Origin of the sequence: Rhizobium sp. BK512, from assembly GCF_014194915.1 — a bacterium.
Lineage (GTDB): Bacteria > Pseudomonadota > Alphaproteobacteria > Rhizobiales > Rhizobiaceae > Rhizobium.
The window spans coordinates 117,228-135,398 of the sequence record NZ_JACIAS010000003.1; the positions used below are offsets into that span (position 1 = coordinate 117,228).

Annotated in this window: 17 protein-coding genes; 14 read left to right on the forward strand and 3 right to left on the reverse strand. The window is 62.4% G+C overall.

What is annotated here, in order from left to right; all coding sequences use genetic code 11:
- The first annotated feature begins 140 nt into the window (after window positions 1–140).
- The 8 genes from FHX06_RS11500 to FHX06_RS11535 all read left to right on the forward strand — a co-directional run bounded on the left by FHX06_RS11500 (window position 141) and on the right by FHX06_RS11535 (window position 9,256).
- Window positions 141–1,031, forward strand: coding sequence for an aldose 1-epimerase (locus FHX06_RS11500; protein WP_113148022.1), 891 nt, complete (start codon window positions 141–143; stop codon window positions 1,029–1,031).
- A 29-nt stretch (window positions 1,032–1,060) separates the two neighbouring features.
- Window positions 1,061–1,837, forward strand: coding sequence for an SDR family oxidoreductase (locus tag FHX06_RS11505; protein WP_113148021.1), 777 nt, complete (start codon window positions 1,061–1,063; stop codon window positions 1,835–1,837).
- A gap of 133 nt (window positions 1,838–1,970) precedes the next feature.
- Window positions 1,971–2,957: a BMP family protein gene (locus FHX06_RS11510; RefSeq protein ID WP_112542056.1), complete on the forward strand. Its 987-nt coding sequence runs from the start codon at window positions 1,971–1,973 to the stop codon at window positions 2,955–2,957.
- 12 nt (window positions 2,958–2,969) lie between these two features.
- Window positions 2,970–4,418 (forward strand): amidase, encoded by a 1,449-nt coding sequence (locus FHX06_RS11515; RefSeq protein WP_113211037.1) that lies wholly within the window; start codon window positions 2,970–2,972, stop codon window positions 4,416–4,418.
- Complete coding sequence (locus FHX06_RS11520) at window positions 4,415–5,944, forward strand: ABC transporter ATP-binding protein (protein ID WP_183879326.1); 1,530 nt, start codon at window positions 4,415–4,417, stop codon at window positions 5,942–5,944. Before FHX06_RS11515 ends, FHX06_RS11520 begins: the two co-directional genes overlap by 4 nt.
- Entirely contained in the window at window positions 5,934–6,983 is a 1,050-nt protein-coding gene (locus FHX06_RS11525) for an ABC transporter permease (RefSeq protein ID WP_113202273.1), read from the forward strand. Before FHX06_RS11520 ends, FHX06_RS11525 begins: the two co-directional genes overlap by 11 nt.
- Window positions 6,980–7,924, forward strand: coding sequence for an ABC transporter permease (locus FHX06_RS11530; RefSeq protein ID WP_113013800.1), 945 nt, complete (start codon window positions 6,980–6,982; stop codon window positions 7,922–7,924). The genes FHX06_RS11525 and FHX06_RS11530 overlap by 4 nt, the downstream gene beginning before the upstream one ends.
- Before the next feature lie 36 nt (window positions 7,925–7,960).
- Window positions 7,961–9,256, forward strand: coding sequence for an amidohydrolase family protein (locus FHX06_RS11535; RefSeq protein WP_113211035.1), 1,296 nt, complete (start codon window positions 7,961–7,963; stop codon window positions 9,254–9,256).
- 12 nt (window positions 9,257–9,268) lie between these two features.
- Here FHX06_RS11535 and FHX06_RS11540 read toward each other — a convergent pair whose 3' ends face one another.
- Both FHX06_RS11540 and FHX06_RS11545 read right to left on the reverse strand, forming a co-directional pair.
- Window positions 9,269–10,282 carry a GntR family transcriptional regulator gene (locus tag FHX06_RS11540; RefSeq protein WP_113211034.1) on the reverse strand — a complete coding sequence of 338 codons (1,014 nt, stop codon included), beginning with the start codon at window positions 10,280–10,282 and terminating at the stop codon, window positions 9,269–9,271.
- Window positions 10,254–11,243 carry an alpha/beta hydrolase gene (locus FHX06_RS11545; RefSeq protein WP_113211033.1) on the reverse strand — a complete coding sequence of 330 codons (990 nt, stop codon included), beginning with the start codon at window positions 11,241–11,243 and terminating at the stop codon, window positions 10,254–10,256. The genes FHX06_RS11540 and FHX06_RS11545 overlap by 29 nt, the downstream gene beginning before the upstream one ends.
- Before the next feature lie 148 nt (window positions 11,244–11,391).
- Between FHX06_RS11545 and FHX06_RS11550 the strand changes: the two genes are divergently transcribed.
- The 6 genes from FHX06_RS11550 (at window position 11,392) to FHX06_RS11575 (ending at window position 17,447) form a co-directional block, all read left to right on the forward strand.
- Complete coding sequence (locus FHX06_RS11550) at window positions 11,392–12,417, forward strand: sugar ABC transporter substrate-binding protein (RefSeq protein WP_112542048.1); 1,026 nt, start codon at window positions 11,392–11,394, stop codon at window positions 12,415–12,417.
- 72 nt (window positions 12,418–12,489) lie between these two features.
- Window positions 12,490–13,509, forward strand: coding sequence for an ABC transporter permease (locus tag FHX06_RS11555; RefSeq protein ID WP_183879328.1), 1,020 nt, complete (start codon window positions 12,490–12,492; stop codon window positions 13,507–13,509).
- The gene (locus tag FHX06_RS11560; RefSeq protein ID WP_183879330.1) at window positions 13,506–14,462 is read left to right on the forward strand and encodes an ABC transporter permease; all 957 of its coding nucleotides are present in this window, start codon (window positions 13,506–13,508) and stop codon (window positions 14,460–14,462) included. The genes FHX06_RS11555 and FHX06_RS11560 overlap by 4 nt, the downstream gene beginning before the upstream one ends.
- Before the next feature lies 1 nt (window position 14,463).
- Window positions 14,464–15,987 (forward strand): sugar ABC transporter ATP-binding protein, encoded by a 1,524-nt coding sequence (locus FHX06_RS11565; RefSeq protein WP_183879332.1) that lies wholly within the window; start codon window positions 14,464–14,466, stop codon window positions 15,985–15,987.
- A gap of 8 nt (window positions 15,988–15,995) precedes the next feature.
- Entirely contained in the window at window positions 15,996–17,114 is a 1,119-nt protein-coding gene (locus FHX06_RS11570) for a mandelate racemase/muconate lactonizing enzyme family protein (RefSeq protein WP_183879334.1), read from the forward strand.
- 3 nt (window positions 17,115–17,117) lie between these two features.
- Window positions 17,118–17,447: an L-rhamnose mutarotase gene (locus tag FHX06_RS11575; protein WP_183879336.1), complete on the forward strand. Its 330-nt coding sequence runs from the start codon at window positions 17,118–17,120 to the stop codon at window positions 17,445–17,447.
- A 38-nt stretch (window positions 17,448–17,485) separates the two neighbouring features.
- Here FHX06_RS11575 and FHX06_RS11580 read toward each other — a convergent pair whose 3' ends face one another.
- On the reverse strand, window positions 17,486–18,154 hold the full coding sequence (locus FHX06_RS11580) for a hypothetical protein (protein WP_112969608.1): 669 nt from the start codon (window positions 18,152–18,154) through the stop codon (window positions 17,486–17,488).
- Between the last annotated feature and the right edge of the window lie 17 nt (window positions 18,155–18,171).

Here is an 18,171-nt window from a genome sequence, read left to right on the forward strand (position 1 = left end):
CGACAAATTGGTACGAAACAGGCTCTTGACCGTCTCTGAGCCGGAAAATAAATCCTATATATATTGACATTCGAGTGACCGATAATAGGGTGCCGCCACAGTCCGGATCAGCCTCGATCTCGCGGAGAAGACGTCGCTTCATGGCCATCATCGATTTGCAGGGCGGTGCGCTTTCGGCCCGCATTTCTACGACAGGCGGCCTGCTCCTTCATTATTCCTGGCTGCGGGACGGCCTGACAATCCCGCTTCTGCGGCCGGCGGCCGATAGTGCCGATGCACTTTCCTCTGCCTGCTATCCGCTCGTGCCCTTTGGCAATCGCGTCAGAGGCAACCGCTTCACCTTCAAGGGGCACGACTACAGCCTGCGGCCGAACAGGGACTGGGATCCGCATTACCTGCATGGCGATGGCTGGCTGGCGGAATGGGACCTTCTTTCCAGGGATAGCAGCAACGCGCGGATTGCTTTTCGTCATCGAGCCGACGGCACGCCCTATAGCTACCAGGCAGAGCAGAGCTTCGCACTGACACCAGACGGGCTGGAACTCTGCATGCGGGTGGAAAATACCGGTGACGAAGCCTTGCCTTTCGGGCTTGGCTGGCATCCCTTCTTTCCGCTGAGCGAGCGCACGACGCTTCTGGCAAAGGCCGATCGCTTCTGGACCGAAGCGGAGGGCTGGCTGCCGGGCGAGCCCGCCGAAATCCCCGCGGATCTCGATTTCTCGCGGGCAGCCGTACTGCCGCAGCGCTGGATCAACAATGGATTCGAGGGCTGGAACGGTACGGCACGCATCACCTGGCCCGAGACGAGCACAGTGCTCGACCTGACGGCCGACCCGATCTTCCGCCACGCCGTCCTCTTCCTGTCGGACGAGCGTTTCGACCCGGGATTTCGCAGGGACTATTTCTGCTTCGAGCCGATGTCGCATCTCGCCAACGGGCACAATCTTCCTGGTCTCGGCGACCTCACCGTCCTGCGGCCAGGCGAAAGCCTCGCGGGCTCGATCCGTCTGCAGCCACAGGAAATCGGCTGATTATCACGCGCACAAGGAGGAAACAGACGATGCCAAACCGCCTTTCCGGAAAACGGGTCTTCATCACGGGTGCCGCCCAGGGGATCGGACAGGCGATCGCCGAGGCATTCGCAGCAGAGGATGCCCGCCTCTTCCTCGTCGACCGCGATGAAAAGCTGCTCGAGGAAACCGCTGCCGCCCTTGCTGCAAAGGGGGCCGTGCTCGGTTACCAGGCAGCCGACATCACTGATGGCGATGCGATCAAGGCGGCCGTTGTAAAAGCGGCAAGCGAGATCGGCAGCATCAATGCCCTCGTCAACAATGCCGGCGTCAATGTCTTTGCCGAACCATTGCAGACGACAGACGAAGAGTGGCAGCGATGCTTCGACATCAATCTCAAGGGTGCCTGGCACTGCTGCCGCTCAGTGCTGCCGCAGATGATCGCAGAAGGTGGTGGCGTGATCCTCAATATCGCCTCGACCCACGCCTTCACCATCATTCCCCACACCTTCCCCTACCCTCTCGCCAAACATGCGCTTCTCGGCATGACCAAGTCCCTCGGCATCGAATATGCGTCTCAAAACGTGCGTGTGAACGCGATCGCGCCCGGCTACGTCTCGACCCAGAAGGTCATCGATTACTGGAACGGCTTTGCCGATCCCGAAAAGGCAAAGGCTGAGACCATGAAACTGCATCCGGGCGGTCGCATCGCCACGCCGAAGGAAATCGCCATGGCGGCGGTTTTCATGATCTCGGATGAGTGCACCTTCATGAACGCCACCTGCCTGACGATCGATGGCGGTTTGAGCGTCATGCAGCACCAATAGGAGCGGCCCCTCTCCGTGGCCTCAGAGTGCAGCCGCTCACATCTATTGTCTAGTTTTTGCGCAGCAGCATTACTTGACACAATTTTGGGCGATCCATAGAGTTTTATCCATCTGGTAAAAAAGAGGGGAACTCATGAAAAATCAGATCATTATGTCTCGCCGCACGGTGCTTGCCTCTGGCATGGCACTCGGTGCAACCGCCTTTGCACCCAAGCTCTGGGCGCAGGAAAAACTGAAGGTTGCAGGCATTCACGCCTCGCCTGTAGAAAATGCCTGGAACTCCTGTCTGCACAAGGCCCTTCAGGACGCCGCTTCGGAAGGCGTGATCGAATACGTCTTCTCCGAAGGCGTTTCGGGCACCGACTATCCGCGTGCCATGCGCGAATATGCCGAGCAGGGCAACGCCCTCATCGTCGGCGAGGCCTATGCCGTCGAGCGCGAAGCCCGCCAGGTTGCCGCCGACTATCCGAAGACCGCTTTCATGCTGGGCTCCAGCGGCGAGCCGTCGGGCGACAATTTCGGCGTCTTCGGCACCTGGAACCATGACGGCGCCTATCTTGCCGGCATGCTCGCGGGCAAGATGACGAAGTCGGGCATTGTCGGCTCGGTCGGCGCGCTGCCGATCCCGGAAGTCAACATGCTGATGAATGCCTTTGCTGCCGGCGTGAAGGAAGTCCGCCCGGATGCCAAGCACCTCGTCGCCTTCATCGGCACCTTCTTCGATCCGCCGAAGGCGCGTGAGGCCGGCCTTGCCCAGATCGATGCCGGTGCCGACATCCTGTTCGGCGAGCGCATCGGCACGGCAGACGCTGCCAAGGAGCGCGGCATCAAGTCGGTCGGTTCGCTGATCGACTATACGCCGCGTTATCCCGACACCGTCTTTGCCAATGCCATCTGGGGTTTCCGGCCGATCCTCAATGCCGCGATCGCCGATGTGAAGGCTGGCAAGCCGACCGGCAACAACTACACCCGCTTTGGCCTGATGAAGGAAGGCGGCAGCGATATCGTCTACGTCAAGGGTGTCGCACCGGCCGAAGCCGAAGCGGCGATGGAGGCCAAGCGCGCTGCCATCAAGTCCGGCGCCTTTGAGGTTCCGATCATGCCCGAGGAGCCGAAGTAAGCCGGCATCTGCATGAACGGGATTGAGAAAAGCAAGGGCTCTATACCGGGCGGCGACGCGATTGCGCTCGCCGCCCGGATCGGGACCGGTGCATTTGATTGCACCGAAGCGATGAAAGCTGCGATTTCCGCCGCCAGGGCGAAGGATGCGCTGGGCGCGATCTGTCATCTCGATGAAGATCTGGGTCTCGCGAATGCCGCCGCGCTTGATCGCGAATATCGGGACAATCCCGCCATATTCTCCGTCCGGCCGTTTGCCGGCGTGCCAACGCTTGCCAAGGATCTCGGCGGCCCGTTCAAGGGTCTTCCGGTTCGTGCCGGCTCGCATCTCTTCGACGGTATGCTCGATCCGTCTGCCGATTCCGATCTGGCAGATCGTTTTCGTCAGGCCGGTTTCAGCCTCTTCGGTCTCACCACCAGCCCGGAAGTCGGCCTCTCCCTCGCAAGCGAACCCATGTGCGGACCCGTCTGTCGCAATCCGCTCGATCCGTCCCGTACGGCGGGCGGCTCCTCCGGTGGCGCTGCCGCTGCGGTTGCTGCCGGGATCGTGGCGATTGCCCACGCAACGGATGCCGGCGGTTCCATACGCGTGCCCGCCGCCTGTTGCGGTCTAATCGGCCTGAAGCCCAGCCGCGGCGCCATTCCGGGCGGCCCGGGCTTCGGCAATCATCTTAGCGGCATCGCCAGTGAGCTGGCAGTCTGCCGCTCGGTCCGCGATGCCGGTGCTATCTTCGACGCGCTTCATGGAAAACCCGCTGGCCCTTACGCGGAGCCGGCGCTCGACAGGAACGAAAGACCCTGCCCGCGCATCGGCCTGCTAACGGATACCGGCAGCGACTTTCCGACCGAGGCTGCACGGCAGCAAGCCGTAGGGGCTGCGGCCCGCAGCCTCGAGGGGGACGGACATGAGATCGTCATCGTGGACTGGCAGCGGCTTGAAGCAGGTGTCATCGCGAGTGCCGCCATTTTCGCCGATATCATTGCAATCAATCTGGCATGGCTCGTTGATAGCTTCCATCTTGACCTCTCCAAGGCCGAATCTCTGACGGCAGCCTTTGCGGTGCGCGGGGCCAGACTTGCGCCGACTGCGCTCTGGCAGAGCCTCAGCACCATGCCGCATGTCAGCCATGACCTCTGGCACCTGTTCGACGATATCGATTGCCTGCTGACGCCGATGCTTGCGACAGCCCCTCTGCCGATCGGCTCCTTCCCGACTGACCATCAGGATACCGACCTGCATCTGAACCGCATGGCGCGCTTTGCGCCACTTGCCTGTCTTGCCAATATTTCCGGCTTTCCGGCGCTGACACTGCCTTTTGGAAGCGATGCGGACGGAATGCCGCTGCCTGTGCAATTGCTGGCACCGATGGGCCGCGAACCACTGCTGCTTGCCCTTGCCTCGCGGCTGGAAGCAGAGCAACGTTGGATCCACCCCCATGCCATTGCGGGACTTGCCTCATGACATCAGCTCCCGTGCTCCAGCTCGACAATATCAGCAAGCGTTTCGGCGCAATCCAGGCCAATGACGATATTTCGCTGAGCCTCGCCAAGGGCGAAGTGCTGGCCCTGCTCGGCGAAAACGGCGCCGGCAAGACGACGCTGATGAGCATCCTCTTCGGCCATTATGTGCCGGATGCCGGAACGATCCATATCGAAGGCAGCGAATTGCCGGCCGGCCGGCCGCGCGCGGCGATCCGCGCCGGCATCGGCATGGTGCACCAGCATTTCTCCCTGGCGCCCAACCTGACCGTTCTCGAAAACGTCATGACGGGGACGGAAAAGCTCTGGTCCTTCAAATCGGAGAGAACGGCCGGCCGCGCCAGACTTCTCTCCATCGCATCCCGCTTCGGCCTCGGCGTCAACCCCGATGCCCGGCTCGGCGACCTCTCGGTCGGCGAGCAGCAGCGCGTCGAAATCCTCAAGGCGCTCTATAACGATGCCCGAATTCTCATCCTCGACGAGCCGACGGCGGTGCTGACCAATATCGAGGCGGAGCGCCTTTTCCAGACGCTTCGGGAAATGGCCCGGCAGGGCCTGTCGCTGATCTTCATTTCACACAAGCTTGACGAGGTGATCAGTGCAGCCGACCGCGTCGTCGTGCTGCGCGGCGGAAAGGTCGTCGCCGAGCGGCGGACCGGCGAGACCAGCAAGGCGGAACTCGCCGAACTCATGGTTGGCCGCCGGGTGACGCGCCCGGTGCGCGAAGCGTCTACGCCCGGCGCGGTCGTTTTCGAGGCTGTCGGTGTCACCGTCACTGACGGCGGCCAGGAGCGGCTGAGAGATATCAGCTTTCAGCTCCATGCCGGCGAGACACTCGGCATTATCGGCGTCTCCGGGAATGGCCAGGCGACACTCAGCCATCTCGTCAATGGACTGGTGGGCTGGAGCCGCGGCGATATCATGCTCTTCGGGCAGCCGGTCACCGACGTCAGTGTCGAAAGTCTCATCGATGCCGGCATCGGCCGCATTCCGGAGGACCGCAATAAGGAAGGGGCGATCGGCGAACTCGCGGTCTGGGAAAATGCCGTGCTGGAGCGCATCGCCTCGCCGCGCTTCTCTCGCCATGGGCTGGTCGACCGCAAGGCCGGCATGGCCTTTGCCCAGGAGATCATCGCGGAGTTCGATATTCGCGGCGGCGGCCCGTCGACGCGCACGCGGCTTCTGTCTGGCGGCAACATGCAGAAGCTGATCCTTGGACGCAACCTGCATGACAGGCCGAAGATCCTGATTGCGGCGCAGCCGACACGTGGGCTCGACGAGGGCGCGGTCGCCGCCGTCCATGCCCGGATATTGCAGGCACGCAAGGAGGGCACGGCCGTGCTTCTGATATCGGAGGATCTGGACGAGGTGATCGGCCTTGCCGATCGCATCCAGGCGATCGTCAAGGGGCGTCTGTCGCCCCCCATCGATGCACAAAGTGCCGATCCCCGAAAACTCGGCCTGATGATGTCAGGTGAATGGATGTCCGAGGCCCGGCATGCGTCTTGAACGTCGCGATCACCGTCCGCTCTACCTGGTCGTGGCAGCGCCTGTCGGTGCCGTCATCGCCGCACTCGCCATTGCCGGGATTCTGATTGCGCTCGCAGGCGCCCCTGTCTTCGAAGCCTATTGGCGCATTCTGACCGGCGCCTTCGGCACGCGGCTTTCGGCGACCGAGACGCTGACGCGAGCGACGCCGTTGATGCTGACCGGCCTTGCCGCAGCTGTCGCCTTCCGCGCCCGGCTCTGGAATATCGGCGCCGAAGGCCAGTTCTATCTTGGCGCCATCACGGTTGCGGCACTCGGCTCCAAGCTCCTGGCAGGCCTGCCGGCGGCACTTCTCATCCCTGCTTTGCTGGTCGCTGGCGCCGTTGCCGGCATGGTGCTGATCCTCGTACCGCTCTGGCTGCGGCTACGCTTTTCGGTCGATGAAGTGGTCACCAGCCTGCTGTTGAATTTTGTCGCCCTGCTCTTCGTCTCCATGCTGATCGATGGCGTCCTGAAGGATCCGCTCGCCTTCGGCTGGCCGCAATCCATGCCGGTCAGCGATCATGCGCTGCTGCCGAAGCTGGTGGCGCGTTCGCGGCTGCATGTCGGCTTCATCATCGCCATCGTCATCGCATTTGCCGTATATTTTCTCCAGTCGCGCACTGTCTTCGGTCTGCGTTCGCGCGCCGCCGGTCTCAATCCTGCCGGCGCCGTCTTTGCCGGCGTCCCGCTTGGCATGACGCTGGTGAAAGTCGCATGCCTTTCCGGCGGTCTGGCGGGTCTCGCCGGTGCGATCGAGGTGATGGGCGTCAAGGGTTATGTAACGACCGATCTCTCGCCCGGCTTCGGTTATTCCGGCATCATCGTCGCCATGCTTGCCAACCTGCACCCGATCGGCGTGATTGCCGCGGCCCTCTTCACCGCCACGGTGTTCGTCGGCGCCGACGGCATGAGCCGGGCGCTCGGCATACCGACCTATATTGCCGACGTGACCGTCGCCGTCTCTCTGCTCACCATGCTGATCGCCCTGTTCTTCACCCAATACAGGATCCGCAGATGATGGCTCTGATCGACATTGTCTCCTCTGCAGGCCTCTGGGCCGCCGTGCTGCGCATCGCGACACCGCTGATCTTCGGCACGCTCGGCGCGCTGCTCTGCGAAAGGGCGGGCGTGCTCAATCTCGGCATCGAAGGCATCATGACCTTCGGGGCGATGATCGGCTGGCTCGCGGTCTTTCATGGCGCCGATCTCTGGACCGGCCTTCTGGTCGCAGCCTTTGCCGGCGCGATCTTCGGTCTGCTGCATGCGCTGCTGACCGTCACGCTTGGCCTGTCGCAGCACGTCACGGGCCTCGGCATCACGCTCTTTGCCTCCAGCCTCAGTTATTTCATTTTCCGCCTGGTCGTGCCGCTTGCCGGCACACCGCCGACGATCGTGCCCTTCCAGCCGATCGATATTCCCGTCCTCTCCGGTCTGCCCTTCCTCGGCCCTGCGCTCTTTGCACAGACGGCGCCGACCTATCTGGCGATCTTCCTGGCACTCGCGATGGGCTATCTGATCTTCCGAACGCCACTCGGCCTGACGATCCGCATGACCGGCGAAAACCCGCATGCCGCCGAGGCGCAGGGCATAGACCCGATCCGGATCCGTTATGGTGCAATCATTGCCGGAAGCGCCTTGATGGCGGTCGGCGGCGCCTTTCTGACGCTCTCTGCCTTCAACAGCTTCTTCCCGACCATGGTCCAGGGGCGCGGCTGGATTTCCATTGCGCTCGTCGTCTTCGCCTCGTGGCGGCCCGGCCGGGCCCTGCTCGGCGCGCTGCTCTTTGCCTTCTTCGATGCCTTCCAGCTGCGGCTGCAGACGGTGTTCGGCGGGGTCGTGCCCTATCAGCTTTTCCTGATGACGCCCTATCTCCTGTCGATCGCAGCTCTTGCCGTGATGGCGCGACGCGCCCGCGTGCCGCAGGCGCTGATGCAGCCCTATCGCCGCGGCGAGCGGTGATCCCATCCTTTAGAACCACAACAGACCGGTGCCGCCATGTTTGACCTGATCATCAGAAACGCAAATCTTCCCGATGGCCGCAACGGCATCGACATCGCCATAGAGAAGGGGAAAATCGTCGAGGTTGCGGCGAGGATCGAGGCCAGTGCCGGCGAGGAAATCGATGCGACGGACCGGCTCGTCAGCCCACCCTTCGTCGATCCGCATTTCCACATGGACGCGACGCTCTCGCTCGGCCTGCCGCGCATGAACCGCTCCGGCACGCTTCTCGAAGGCATCGCGCTCTGGGGGGAACTGCGGCCGATCCTCACCCGCGAAGCCCTGGTGGAGCGGGCGCTTCGCTATTGCGATCTTGCTGTCTCGCAGGGGCTTCTCGCCATCCGCAGCCATGTCGATACCAGCGATCCCAGGCTGGTGACCGCCGAGGCGCTGATTGAAGTGCGCGAGAAGGTCGCTCCGTATCTCGACCTGCAGCTCGTCGCCTTCCCGCAGGATGGCTACTATCGCTCGCCCGGCGGCGTCGACGCCCTGAACCGCGCGCTCGACATGGGTCTCGATATCGTTGGAGGCATTCCGCATTTCGAGCGCACCATGGCCGATGGTGCAGCCTCGGTCGCAGCACTCTGCCGCATCGCCGCCGATCGTGGCCTGCCCGTCGACATGCATTGCGACGAGACCGACGATCCGATGTCGCGTCATATCGAGACGCTTGCCGCCGAGACGGTGCGCTTCGGCCTGCAGGGCCGGGTCGCCGGCTCGCACCTGACCTCCATGCATTCGATGGACAATTATTACGTCTCCAAGCTCATTCCGCTGATGGCGGAGGCACAGATCAACGTCATCCCCAATCCGCTGATCAACATCATGCTGCAGGGACGCCACGACACATACCCGAGGCGGCGCGGCATGACACGGGTGCGCGAACTGATGGAAGCCGGTCTCAATGTCTCCTTCGGCCATGACTGTGTGATGGACCCCTGGTATTCCATGGGCTCCGGCGACATGCTGGAGGTCGGCCATATGGCGATCCATGTGGCACAAATGGCCGGCATCGAGGACAAGAAGAAGATCTTCGATGCGTTGACCGTCAATTCGGCAAAAACCATGGGCCTCGAAGGCTACGGCCTGGAAAAGGGTGGGAATGCCGACCTCGTCATCCTGCAGGCGCGCGATCCGGTGGAAGCGCTCAGGCTGAAGGCGAACCGGCTGACCGTCATTCGCCGCGGCAAGATCATTGCCCGCTCGGCGCCGCGTATTGCCGAATTGAGCCTTGCCGGGCGCCCGGCAATGGTCGATGGCGCAGCTTACGCGCCGATCACCCCGAGCCCATGATGGCGCAAGCGGTCAGCGCTCTCCCTTGACCTGGATCAGGTAGGGCGGCGTCAGGCCGGAAGGCATGATGGGCAGGTGCTGGAGGATCTTCAGGTTGGGATCGAGCGCCCGGCGAAGGTGATCGGAAAGTGCTGAACAGGCCTTCTCGATATCGTTGGCGAGCAACGCATCATAGACACGTGTATGCTCCGAAATCATCATCGAAATCTCTTCCTTGGTGCGGAGCTTGGCGAAGGTCGAGTGGGTGGCGATCAGAACACGCTGGCTTCGGCGCACGGCGGAAAGAAGTACCGTGTTGGGGCAAGGCGCAAGCGAGTCCAGATGCAGATCTGCTTCCGCCTGCTCCAGCTTTTCCGGCGCCTGCGGGTAGGGACCAAGGGTAACAAGCCTTTGCCTACGTTCCTTCAGATCCTTACTCACGAGCAAGGGATAGGCCTGGCGCAGAGCTTCCGGCTCCAGCAGACGGCGCATGTCGTAATGGTGGCGGAAAACCTTGGCGCTGAGCGGTCCGGCGTACCACCGGTTATTGCTGTCCTGCTCGATGACGCCGCTGCGCTCAAGCTGTGTCAGCACCTCATGGGCGATGGTGCGGCTGACGTCATAGTGCTGGGCAAGTGCGGTCTCGTTCAACAGGAAGCGGCCATAGGCAAGACAGACGGCGACGGCATGCTCGACTTCCGGGTAGATCTGTTCCCGGCGATTGACCACCGGCACCGTGAGTGAACGAGGCAGGTCGAGGCCCGCAGCAAAAAGGTCGCCGCGCTGCGGCTCGCCGCCCGGTACGATGTAGCCGCGCCCTTCGAAGGTGTGGATAAGGCCGTCCCCCAGGAGTCGCCCCAGTGCAATACCGGCCGGAATACGACTGACATTGAAGGCGCGCGCGACATTCGCCTGGCCGAGAACGAGGCCCGGCGTCAGAACGCGCCGTTCCAGATGGTCTCGAAGAACCTGATAGATCGTCAGGTAGATGGGCTCCGACCGAACCGCAGCGGCGGCTTCAGTCTCCACCTCGCTCGGCATCGTCATGTCTCTTCCAGAGGCTCTCTGCCCATTCCCCGATGTGCCCGATCAGTTTGCGGGCGGTCTTGCCTGCGCGATCCATGATGAAGAAACCGTGGATGGTCCCCTGCCACTCCTCGTAACAGACGTCATTTCCGGCGGCAATCAAACGCTGTGCATAAGCACGACCTTCGTCCCGTAGCGGATCATGGTCGGCGGTAATCAGCAGGGTCGGCGCCAGGTTCGAGAGGTCGGCGGTAAGCAGCGGCGAAACACGCGGATCGGAAGGCGGCGTGCCGCCAGAGAGATAGTTTTCCGCAAACCAGATCATCGTCGACTGCTGCAGCGAAAAACCGTTCGAAAATTCAGCCCGGCTCGCCGTCGTGCCTGCGAGGTCGGTCGCCGGATAGACCAGAACCTGGCCGGCAAGCGGGATTTCGAGATCCCGCGCCCGGATTGCCAGGGATGCACAGATGCTGGCGCCGGCGCTGTCGCCTGCAAGGATCAGGCTCTCTGCATCAAGCCCGAGTGCCTCCCCCTTTGCTCGAAGCCACAGGAGTGCCACTTCGGCATCCTCCAATGCCGCCGGAAACGGCGCCTCCGGCGCCTTGCGATATTCGATCGAAAGCACGTTGGCCCGCGTCGCATTGCACAGCGTTCGCACCGGCCCGTCATGGGTTTCGATACTGCCGACCATCCAGCCGCCGCCATGGAAGAAGAGGATGGTCCGCCTGGCGTCAGACCTGCGGTAGAGCCTTGCCTTCAGCTTCATTTCATCGTTTGGGATTTCGAGGTTCTCGATACCCGCAACCTCGTCCTTTGCCCCCCAAAGAAGCGCCAGCCGAACCTCGGAATCGGCACGCGCTTCCTGGGGCGAAAGCGTTTCCAGAGCCGGCCCGCCCAATGCGTCGATCTCCTCCAGCAGGGTTCGATATTCCGGCAGAAGCCTCGATCGATCGACCGGGGCCTGGTTTTCTTGCGGCTTCATCAACTCCTCCCGCCGATTGCCTGCCGAGATGGAACCGGAAGATGACAAAAAAGTCAATAATCGAATATTGCATGCGATATTCGATCGTGTTAGCGATTGGGTATGGCAATGCTGGAAGAGGACTGGCTTGCCCAAACGGGAGGATGTCATGACAATTCGCAGTTTCATTGCTGCAGGCCTTGCATGCTCTGTGGCACTTGCGCCGCTCGGCGCTTTCGCCTCGGACAACAAGATCGCCCTGGTTCCCGGCGGTCCGCACCCTTATTTTGCGCCCTGGGAACAGGCCGCCGCCGATGCCGCCAAGGATTTCGGCATTGCCGCGGTCGAATACAAAGTGCCGAGCGAATGGAAGCTGGAGGCCCAGACCGAGCTTCTGGAGAGCCTCGCGGCGCAAGGCACAAACGGCTTCGGCGTGTTTCCGGGTGACGCGGTCGGCGTCAACGCCATATTGTCGGAAATGAAGAGCAACAGCATTCCCTCGGTCGCGCTCGGCGGCTGCGCGCAGGATCCAACCGATGTCGGCCTTTGCCTGGCAACCGACGTTTCGCAATCGGCCTACCTTGGGACCAAGGCACTGATCGAGGCGATGGGCGGCAAGGGCACGATCGTCCATCTTGCTGGCCTGCTCGTCGATCCGAACACGACGCTGCGTGTCAAGGCGGTCGAAAAGGCCGTCGGCGAAACGAATGGCGCCGTGACCCTGCTGCAGACCGTCGGCGATACCGACAGCCAGGAACAGGGCGACCAGAAGATCAATGCCCTGCTTGCCGCGCAGAAAGACAAGATCAACGGCCTGATCGCCACAGGCTACATTTCCTCGGTCGTGGCTGCGACCGCGCTCAAGAACCTCGGGGACAAGAAGATCAAACTCGTCGGCATCGATGACGACAAGATCATCCTCGATGGAATCCGCGATGGCTTCGTCGCCGGCACCATGGCGCAGAACCCCTATGGTCAGGCCTATATCGGCGCCTATGCGCTGGACCAGATGGCCGGCGGCTGCAGCGTCAAGGCCGATGCCCCGTGGATCGCCACGCCGCAGACAGCGCATTTCGTCGATTCCGGGACGCTGCTGATCTCTGCCAAGAACGTCGACAGCTACAAGGACGATCTGAAGGCGCTGACGAAGAAGCTGCAGGCAAGCTTCAAGGACACTTACCTTTCCTGCAAGTAACAGGAGCGGCGCGGGGTTCAATCCACCCCGCGCCTGACCATTCCTATTCCACGAGACCGGTCGACCGAGCGCATGGCACCCATCGACAATGATAGTCCCGTCCCCGATGCAGGCAGACACAGCCTGCTGGGACTGCTGACCAGAGGACCCGCGCAGCTGGGCCTGCTGATCATCCTTCTGATCCTGTGGTTCGTTTTCACCAGCCTGGCGCCTGGCTTCCTGTCGCGTTTCAACCTGAATTCCATGGGCCGCTCGGTCGCGATCGACGTCGTCGTCGGTTTCGCCCAGATGGTGGTGCTGGCGACCGGCGGCATGAACCTTTCCGTCGGTGCGATCGGCGTCTGCTGCGTCATGATTGCCGGCTATCTCATGCAGGCGGCCGGCCTGCCTATTCCTGTCGCGATCTTGCTCACGCTCGCCTTTGGCGGTTTGCTCGGCGCGTTGAATGGGTTGGCGATCGTCAAGACCGGCGTCAACAGCTTCATCGTGACGCTTGCGAGCGCCAGCCTGTTTTCCGGCGGCATGCTGATCTTCACCAAGGGCGTGCCACTAAACGGCCTGCCGGCAACCTTCGGCGCCTTCGGGCGCAGCGGCGTCGGCCCAGTTCCGTCGCTCGCAATCGTTGCCCTCCTGATCGGTGCCCTGCTCTACATTCTCTTCAAACATACGGTTCTCGGCCGGCAGATCCTCGCCGTCGGCGCCAATGCGCGCGCGGCGGAAATGTCCGGTATTCCGGTCGGGCGGATCGCGATCTTCGTGCATGTCCTCTCGGGCGTGCTTGCCGGTGCCGCCGCATTGATGCTGACATCAAGGCTTTCGGCCGCCATGCCCGCCGTTGCCGGTGACGACTGGCTGCTGCCCTCCTTCCTCGCTCCCGTCATCGGCGGCACCGCACTTGCCGGCGGCATGGTATCAGTGATCGGCACGATCCTCGGAGCACTGCTGGTTGCCACCATCCGCAGCGGCCTGCTTGTGCTGCAGGTCGGGAATTTCTGGCTGCAGCTCTTCCTTGGCGTCTTCCTGCTCTCGGCCATCCTCTTCGAGCGCTACCGCGCCAAACTCGCCATCCGCGAACAGACGAGGCGCGCATGAAAACGTTGCTTTCCTTCGCAGCGCGCACGCAATGGTCCGGCATCCTTGTCGGCGTCATTGCCGGCGGTATTGCACTTTCCTTCGCCTCGCCTGCCTTCATGACCGAATTCAACTGGTTCGTCATGCTGCGCAGCATCTGCGTTTCGCTGCTCGTCGCCTTCAGCCAGATGGTCATGCTGGGCGTCGGCCAGATGAACCTTTCGGTCGGCGCGCTCGGCGGGCTCGTCGCGGTCGTTACCGGCGGGCTGATGGATGTCTGGGGCCTGCCGGCGATCGTCGCCATCGGCATCGGCATCGTCTTCGGCGGCCTTGCCGGCTTTATCAATGGCTGGCTGACGGTGAGGACCGGCATTAACGGCTTCATCGTGACACTTGCGACTGGATCGGCCTTTGCCGGCATCAATCTCGGGATCACCAAGGCCATCCCCTTCTACAATCTGTCGCCTGCCTTCGTCGCCTTCGGCAACGGCCGTTTCGGACCCTTTCCGCTCCTGCTCATCGTGCCGCTGCTGGTGACCGTGCTGCTCGTCATCTTCTTTGCCCGCACGGTCGAGGGCCGCTACATGCTGGCGGTCGGCGGCAATGCCCATGCGGCGGAACTTTCGGGCATTTCGGTCGCCCGCGCCACCATCATGGCCCATGTCGTGTCAGGCCTGCTGGCCGCGACCGCCGGTGTGCTGGCCGTCGCCCAGCTCGGCTCTGCCCAGCCGACGATCGGCGCGGACTGGGTGGTCATTTCCTTTGCGGCACCGATCATCGGCGGTGCCAGCCTTGCCGGCGGCTCCATCTCCATTCTCGGCACCCTCATCGCCGTGTTGCTGGTCGGGCTGATCCAGAATGCCATGGTGCTGCTGGCGGTCGATCCCTACTGGGTCACCTTCCTGCTCGGTGCGCTGATCCTTGCCGCCGTCTGGATCAATCGCTACCGGGCGATCCGGGTCGGGGAGGATTGAGATGGCACTCATTCTGGACCGGATCGGCAAATCGTTCCCCGGCGTGCGGGCGCTCAACAATGCATCGCTGACCCTCAACGGCGGCGAGATACACGCGCTGATGGGCGAAAACGGCGCCGGCAAATCGACGCTGATCAAGATCATCACCGGCGTCCACCGGCCAGACAGCGGGACAGTCACTTTCGATGGTACGCCGCTGTCGCTTGCCTCGCCGCGCGACGCGATCGCGCTCGGCATTTCCGCGGTGCACCAGGAACGCAACCTCATTCCGCGCTTCTCGGTGGCGGAAAACATTCTTCTGGAGAGCTTGCCGGTTCGCAACGGCCTCGTCGATTTCCGCCGAGCCAATGAAGAGGCACGCATGCATCTGCGCAAGGTCGGCCTCGACGTCGATCCGGCAACGGAGGTGCGACGCCTCAGCGTCGCCCAGATGCAGATGGTGGAGATCGCCAAGGCGCTCAGCCATCAGGCCAAGGTACTTCTGCTCGACGAGCCGACCGCATCGATTACCGATGCCGAGACTGAAATCCTCTTTCGCCTCGTGCGACAGCTGCGCGATCAGGGAACGGCGATCCTCTTCGTCAGCCACAAGCTGGAGGAAGTCTTGAGCCTTTGCGATCGGGTCACGGTCCTGCGCGACGGCGAAACCACGCTGCGCGGTGCGCCGATGACCGGCATGACCCGGCAGACGCTGATCGAGGCGATGATCGGCCGCGCTGAGCGCCCGGTCATCGCGCGCTCACGCAAGCCGCAGGACGGGGTGGCGAAACTCGAGCTGCGTGATGTCGCCACCGCCGTCGGCCATGACAATGTCAATTTCTCGGTTCATCGCGGCGAAATCCTCGGCCTCTACGGCCTTGTCGGCGCCGGCCGGACCGAGCTTGTCCGTGCCGTCATCGGCAAGGACAAGCTGACATCGGGAACGGTGGTGATCGATGGCAAACCCGTCCGCATCCGCTCGGTTGAGGAGGCGATCAAGCGCTTCCGCATGGGCTATGTCAGCGAGGACAGGAAGCATGAGGGCGTCATTCTCGCCCATCCGATCCGCTCGAATATCGCCATGACCGTCTGGGGCAGGATTGCCTCGACCTTTGGGCTGATCGGCGCGGGCAAGGAGCGCAAGACTGCCGCGCCGCTCGCCCGGCAGCTGGAAATCCGAACACCCAGCCTGGAACAGCTCGTCGGCAACCTCTCGGGCGGTAACCAGCAGAAGGTCTCGCTCGCCAAATGGCTCGCCGCCGATGTCGATATCCTCTTCATCGACGAGCCGACCGTCGGCATCGACATCAAGGCCAAGGCCTATATTCATGAGCTGATCAATGGCCTTGCCGACAAGGGCATGGCGATCCTGCTGATCTCCAGCGATATGCCGGAAATGGTGGCGCTCGCCGACCGCATTCTCGTCATGCACGATTTCAGGATCGTCCACGAACATGAAAACGACCACAAGTATGAAACGGCCAGCCGCGCCATCATGTCGGCGATCCACGCTGCCGAACCCGCTCAGGCCCGTACGGCAAGCTAGGAGGAACCATGGCCCGCATTGAAAAGATCGAACTGCTCATGGTGGACCTGCCGCCGAAGGTGAAGCGCACCGATGCGATCCAGAGCTTCGTCAGCCAGGAAACACCAATCGTCACCATCACCGATTCCGACGGGGCTTCCGGCACCGGTTATTCCTATACGATCGGGACAGGCGGTTCCTCCGTCATGCGGCTTCTGTCGGACCATCTGGCCCGGCTCCTGATCGGCGAGGATGCCGATTGCATCGAGGCGATCTGGCACAGGCTGGAATTTGCCACACATGCCACGACGATCGGTGCGATAACAGCGCTGGCACTCGCCGCCGTCGATACCGCGCTCTGGGATCTCAGGGCAAAAAAGCAGGGTCTGCCGCTCTGGAAACTGGCCGGCGGCGCCAAGGAAAGCTGCCCGCTCTATACGACCGAAGGCGGCTGGCTGCATATCGAGAAGGAAGCGCTTGTCGAAGACGCCCTGCAGGCGAAGGCCAAGGGCTTTTCCGGTTCGAAGGTGAAGATCGGCAAGCCGCACGGCGCCGAGGACTACGACCGGCTGTCTGCGATGCGTGCGGCGTGCGGTGACGGTTTCGAGATCATGACCGACTGCAATCAGGGCTTTACCGTCGATGAAGTGATTCGCCGCGCGGCGCGGCTGAGAGAGCTCGATCTCGCCTGGATCGAAGAGCCGCTGCCGGCCGACGATCTCGACGGCCATATCCGGCTGTCACGCTTGACCCCGACGCCGATCGCCGTCGGTGAATCACTCTATTCGATCCGGCATTTCCGCGAATATATGCAGAAGGGCGCCTGCTCGATCGTGCAGGTCGACGTCGCCCGCATCGGCGGTATCACGCCCTGGCTGAAAGTGGCGCACGCGGCCGAAGCCTTCGATATCCCCGTCTGCCCGCATTTCCTGATGGAGCTGCATGTCAGCCTGGTCTGCGCCATCCAGAACGGCAAATATGTCGAATACATTCCGCAGCTGGACGACCTGACGGCCAAGGGCATGGAGATCCGAAACGGTCGCGCCGTCGCCCCTTCCGAACCCGGCATCGGCATCGAATGGGATTGGGATGCAGTGAAGGCCCGCAGCGTCGCCGGGTTCACCACGGAAATCACGCAAGGGCGGTAGAACATGCAGCGCATGGGCATGGTGATCGGCCTGGAGCCCGACAAGGTCGCAGACTACAAGACACTGCATGCCGCCGTCTGGCCGGAGGTCCTGGCGCTGCTCTCGGCGTGCAACATCACCAACTATTCAATCTACCTCAAGGAGCCGGAAAACCTGCTTTTCGGCTACTGGGAATATGTCGGCGACGATTTCGATGCCGACATGGCAAAGATGGCCGCCGACCCGAAAAACCAGGAATGGTGGGCGGCCTGCATGCCCTGCCAGAAGCCGCTTGCTACGCGCAAGGAAGGCGAATGGTGGGCAATGATGCCGGAGGTGTTTCACCTGGATTGAAGTCCAGACTTGCGCATGCGTTGAAGCTCCGACGCCGCTCAATAGGATCTGTCAAAGCCGAGCTCGAACCAGTCAAGCGCATCATCCGACAAGAGTTCCTTCTTCGCCAGGCCATCCAGTATCCATTTGCCGTAGGTATCGCCCTTCGGGAGTGGCCCAATCTTCAGGCGCTCTGCGATCTGCAGGGTGATGGCGGTCTGATCCCTTGCTTTCAAGAGCAGGGCCAGCCGACCCGCAAGGTTTGGGCCGCCCTTCCTCCTCCTATCCAGCGTTCCAGCCACACAGCCTGTGAAATAGCCGGCTCTCTTGGCCCTCGGAAACCAGGCGCTGCCGTCGTCAAAGGTCGGGGCGCCAAGCCTCTCCTGGATGGATTTATCCCGTTTGCCCCAATGGAGCACAGCATCAAGCTGATCAACCACCTCGGCGGCCCTATCGCTCGCGAACATCAGACGCACATATTGGCAAAGAGCCGGCGCGCCGCTGCTCCTCTCGATCTCATCACTCACGCCGGCGGGATCGGCGATAATCGCCGCGCCGAGTTCACTAAGAATTTTCTTCCGCTTCTGCTCATTGAGGGCGGTCAGATCGTGCCTGCCCCTGATGAAATCGCTCCAGGTGGCGACGGCCTGGTTGTGCCCCATCGCGGAAATCGCGGATAACATCAGCACAACCGCGACAAGCGCATGCCTGAAAGCGGATTTTACCATTCTGACGGAACTCCGTG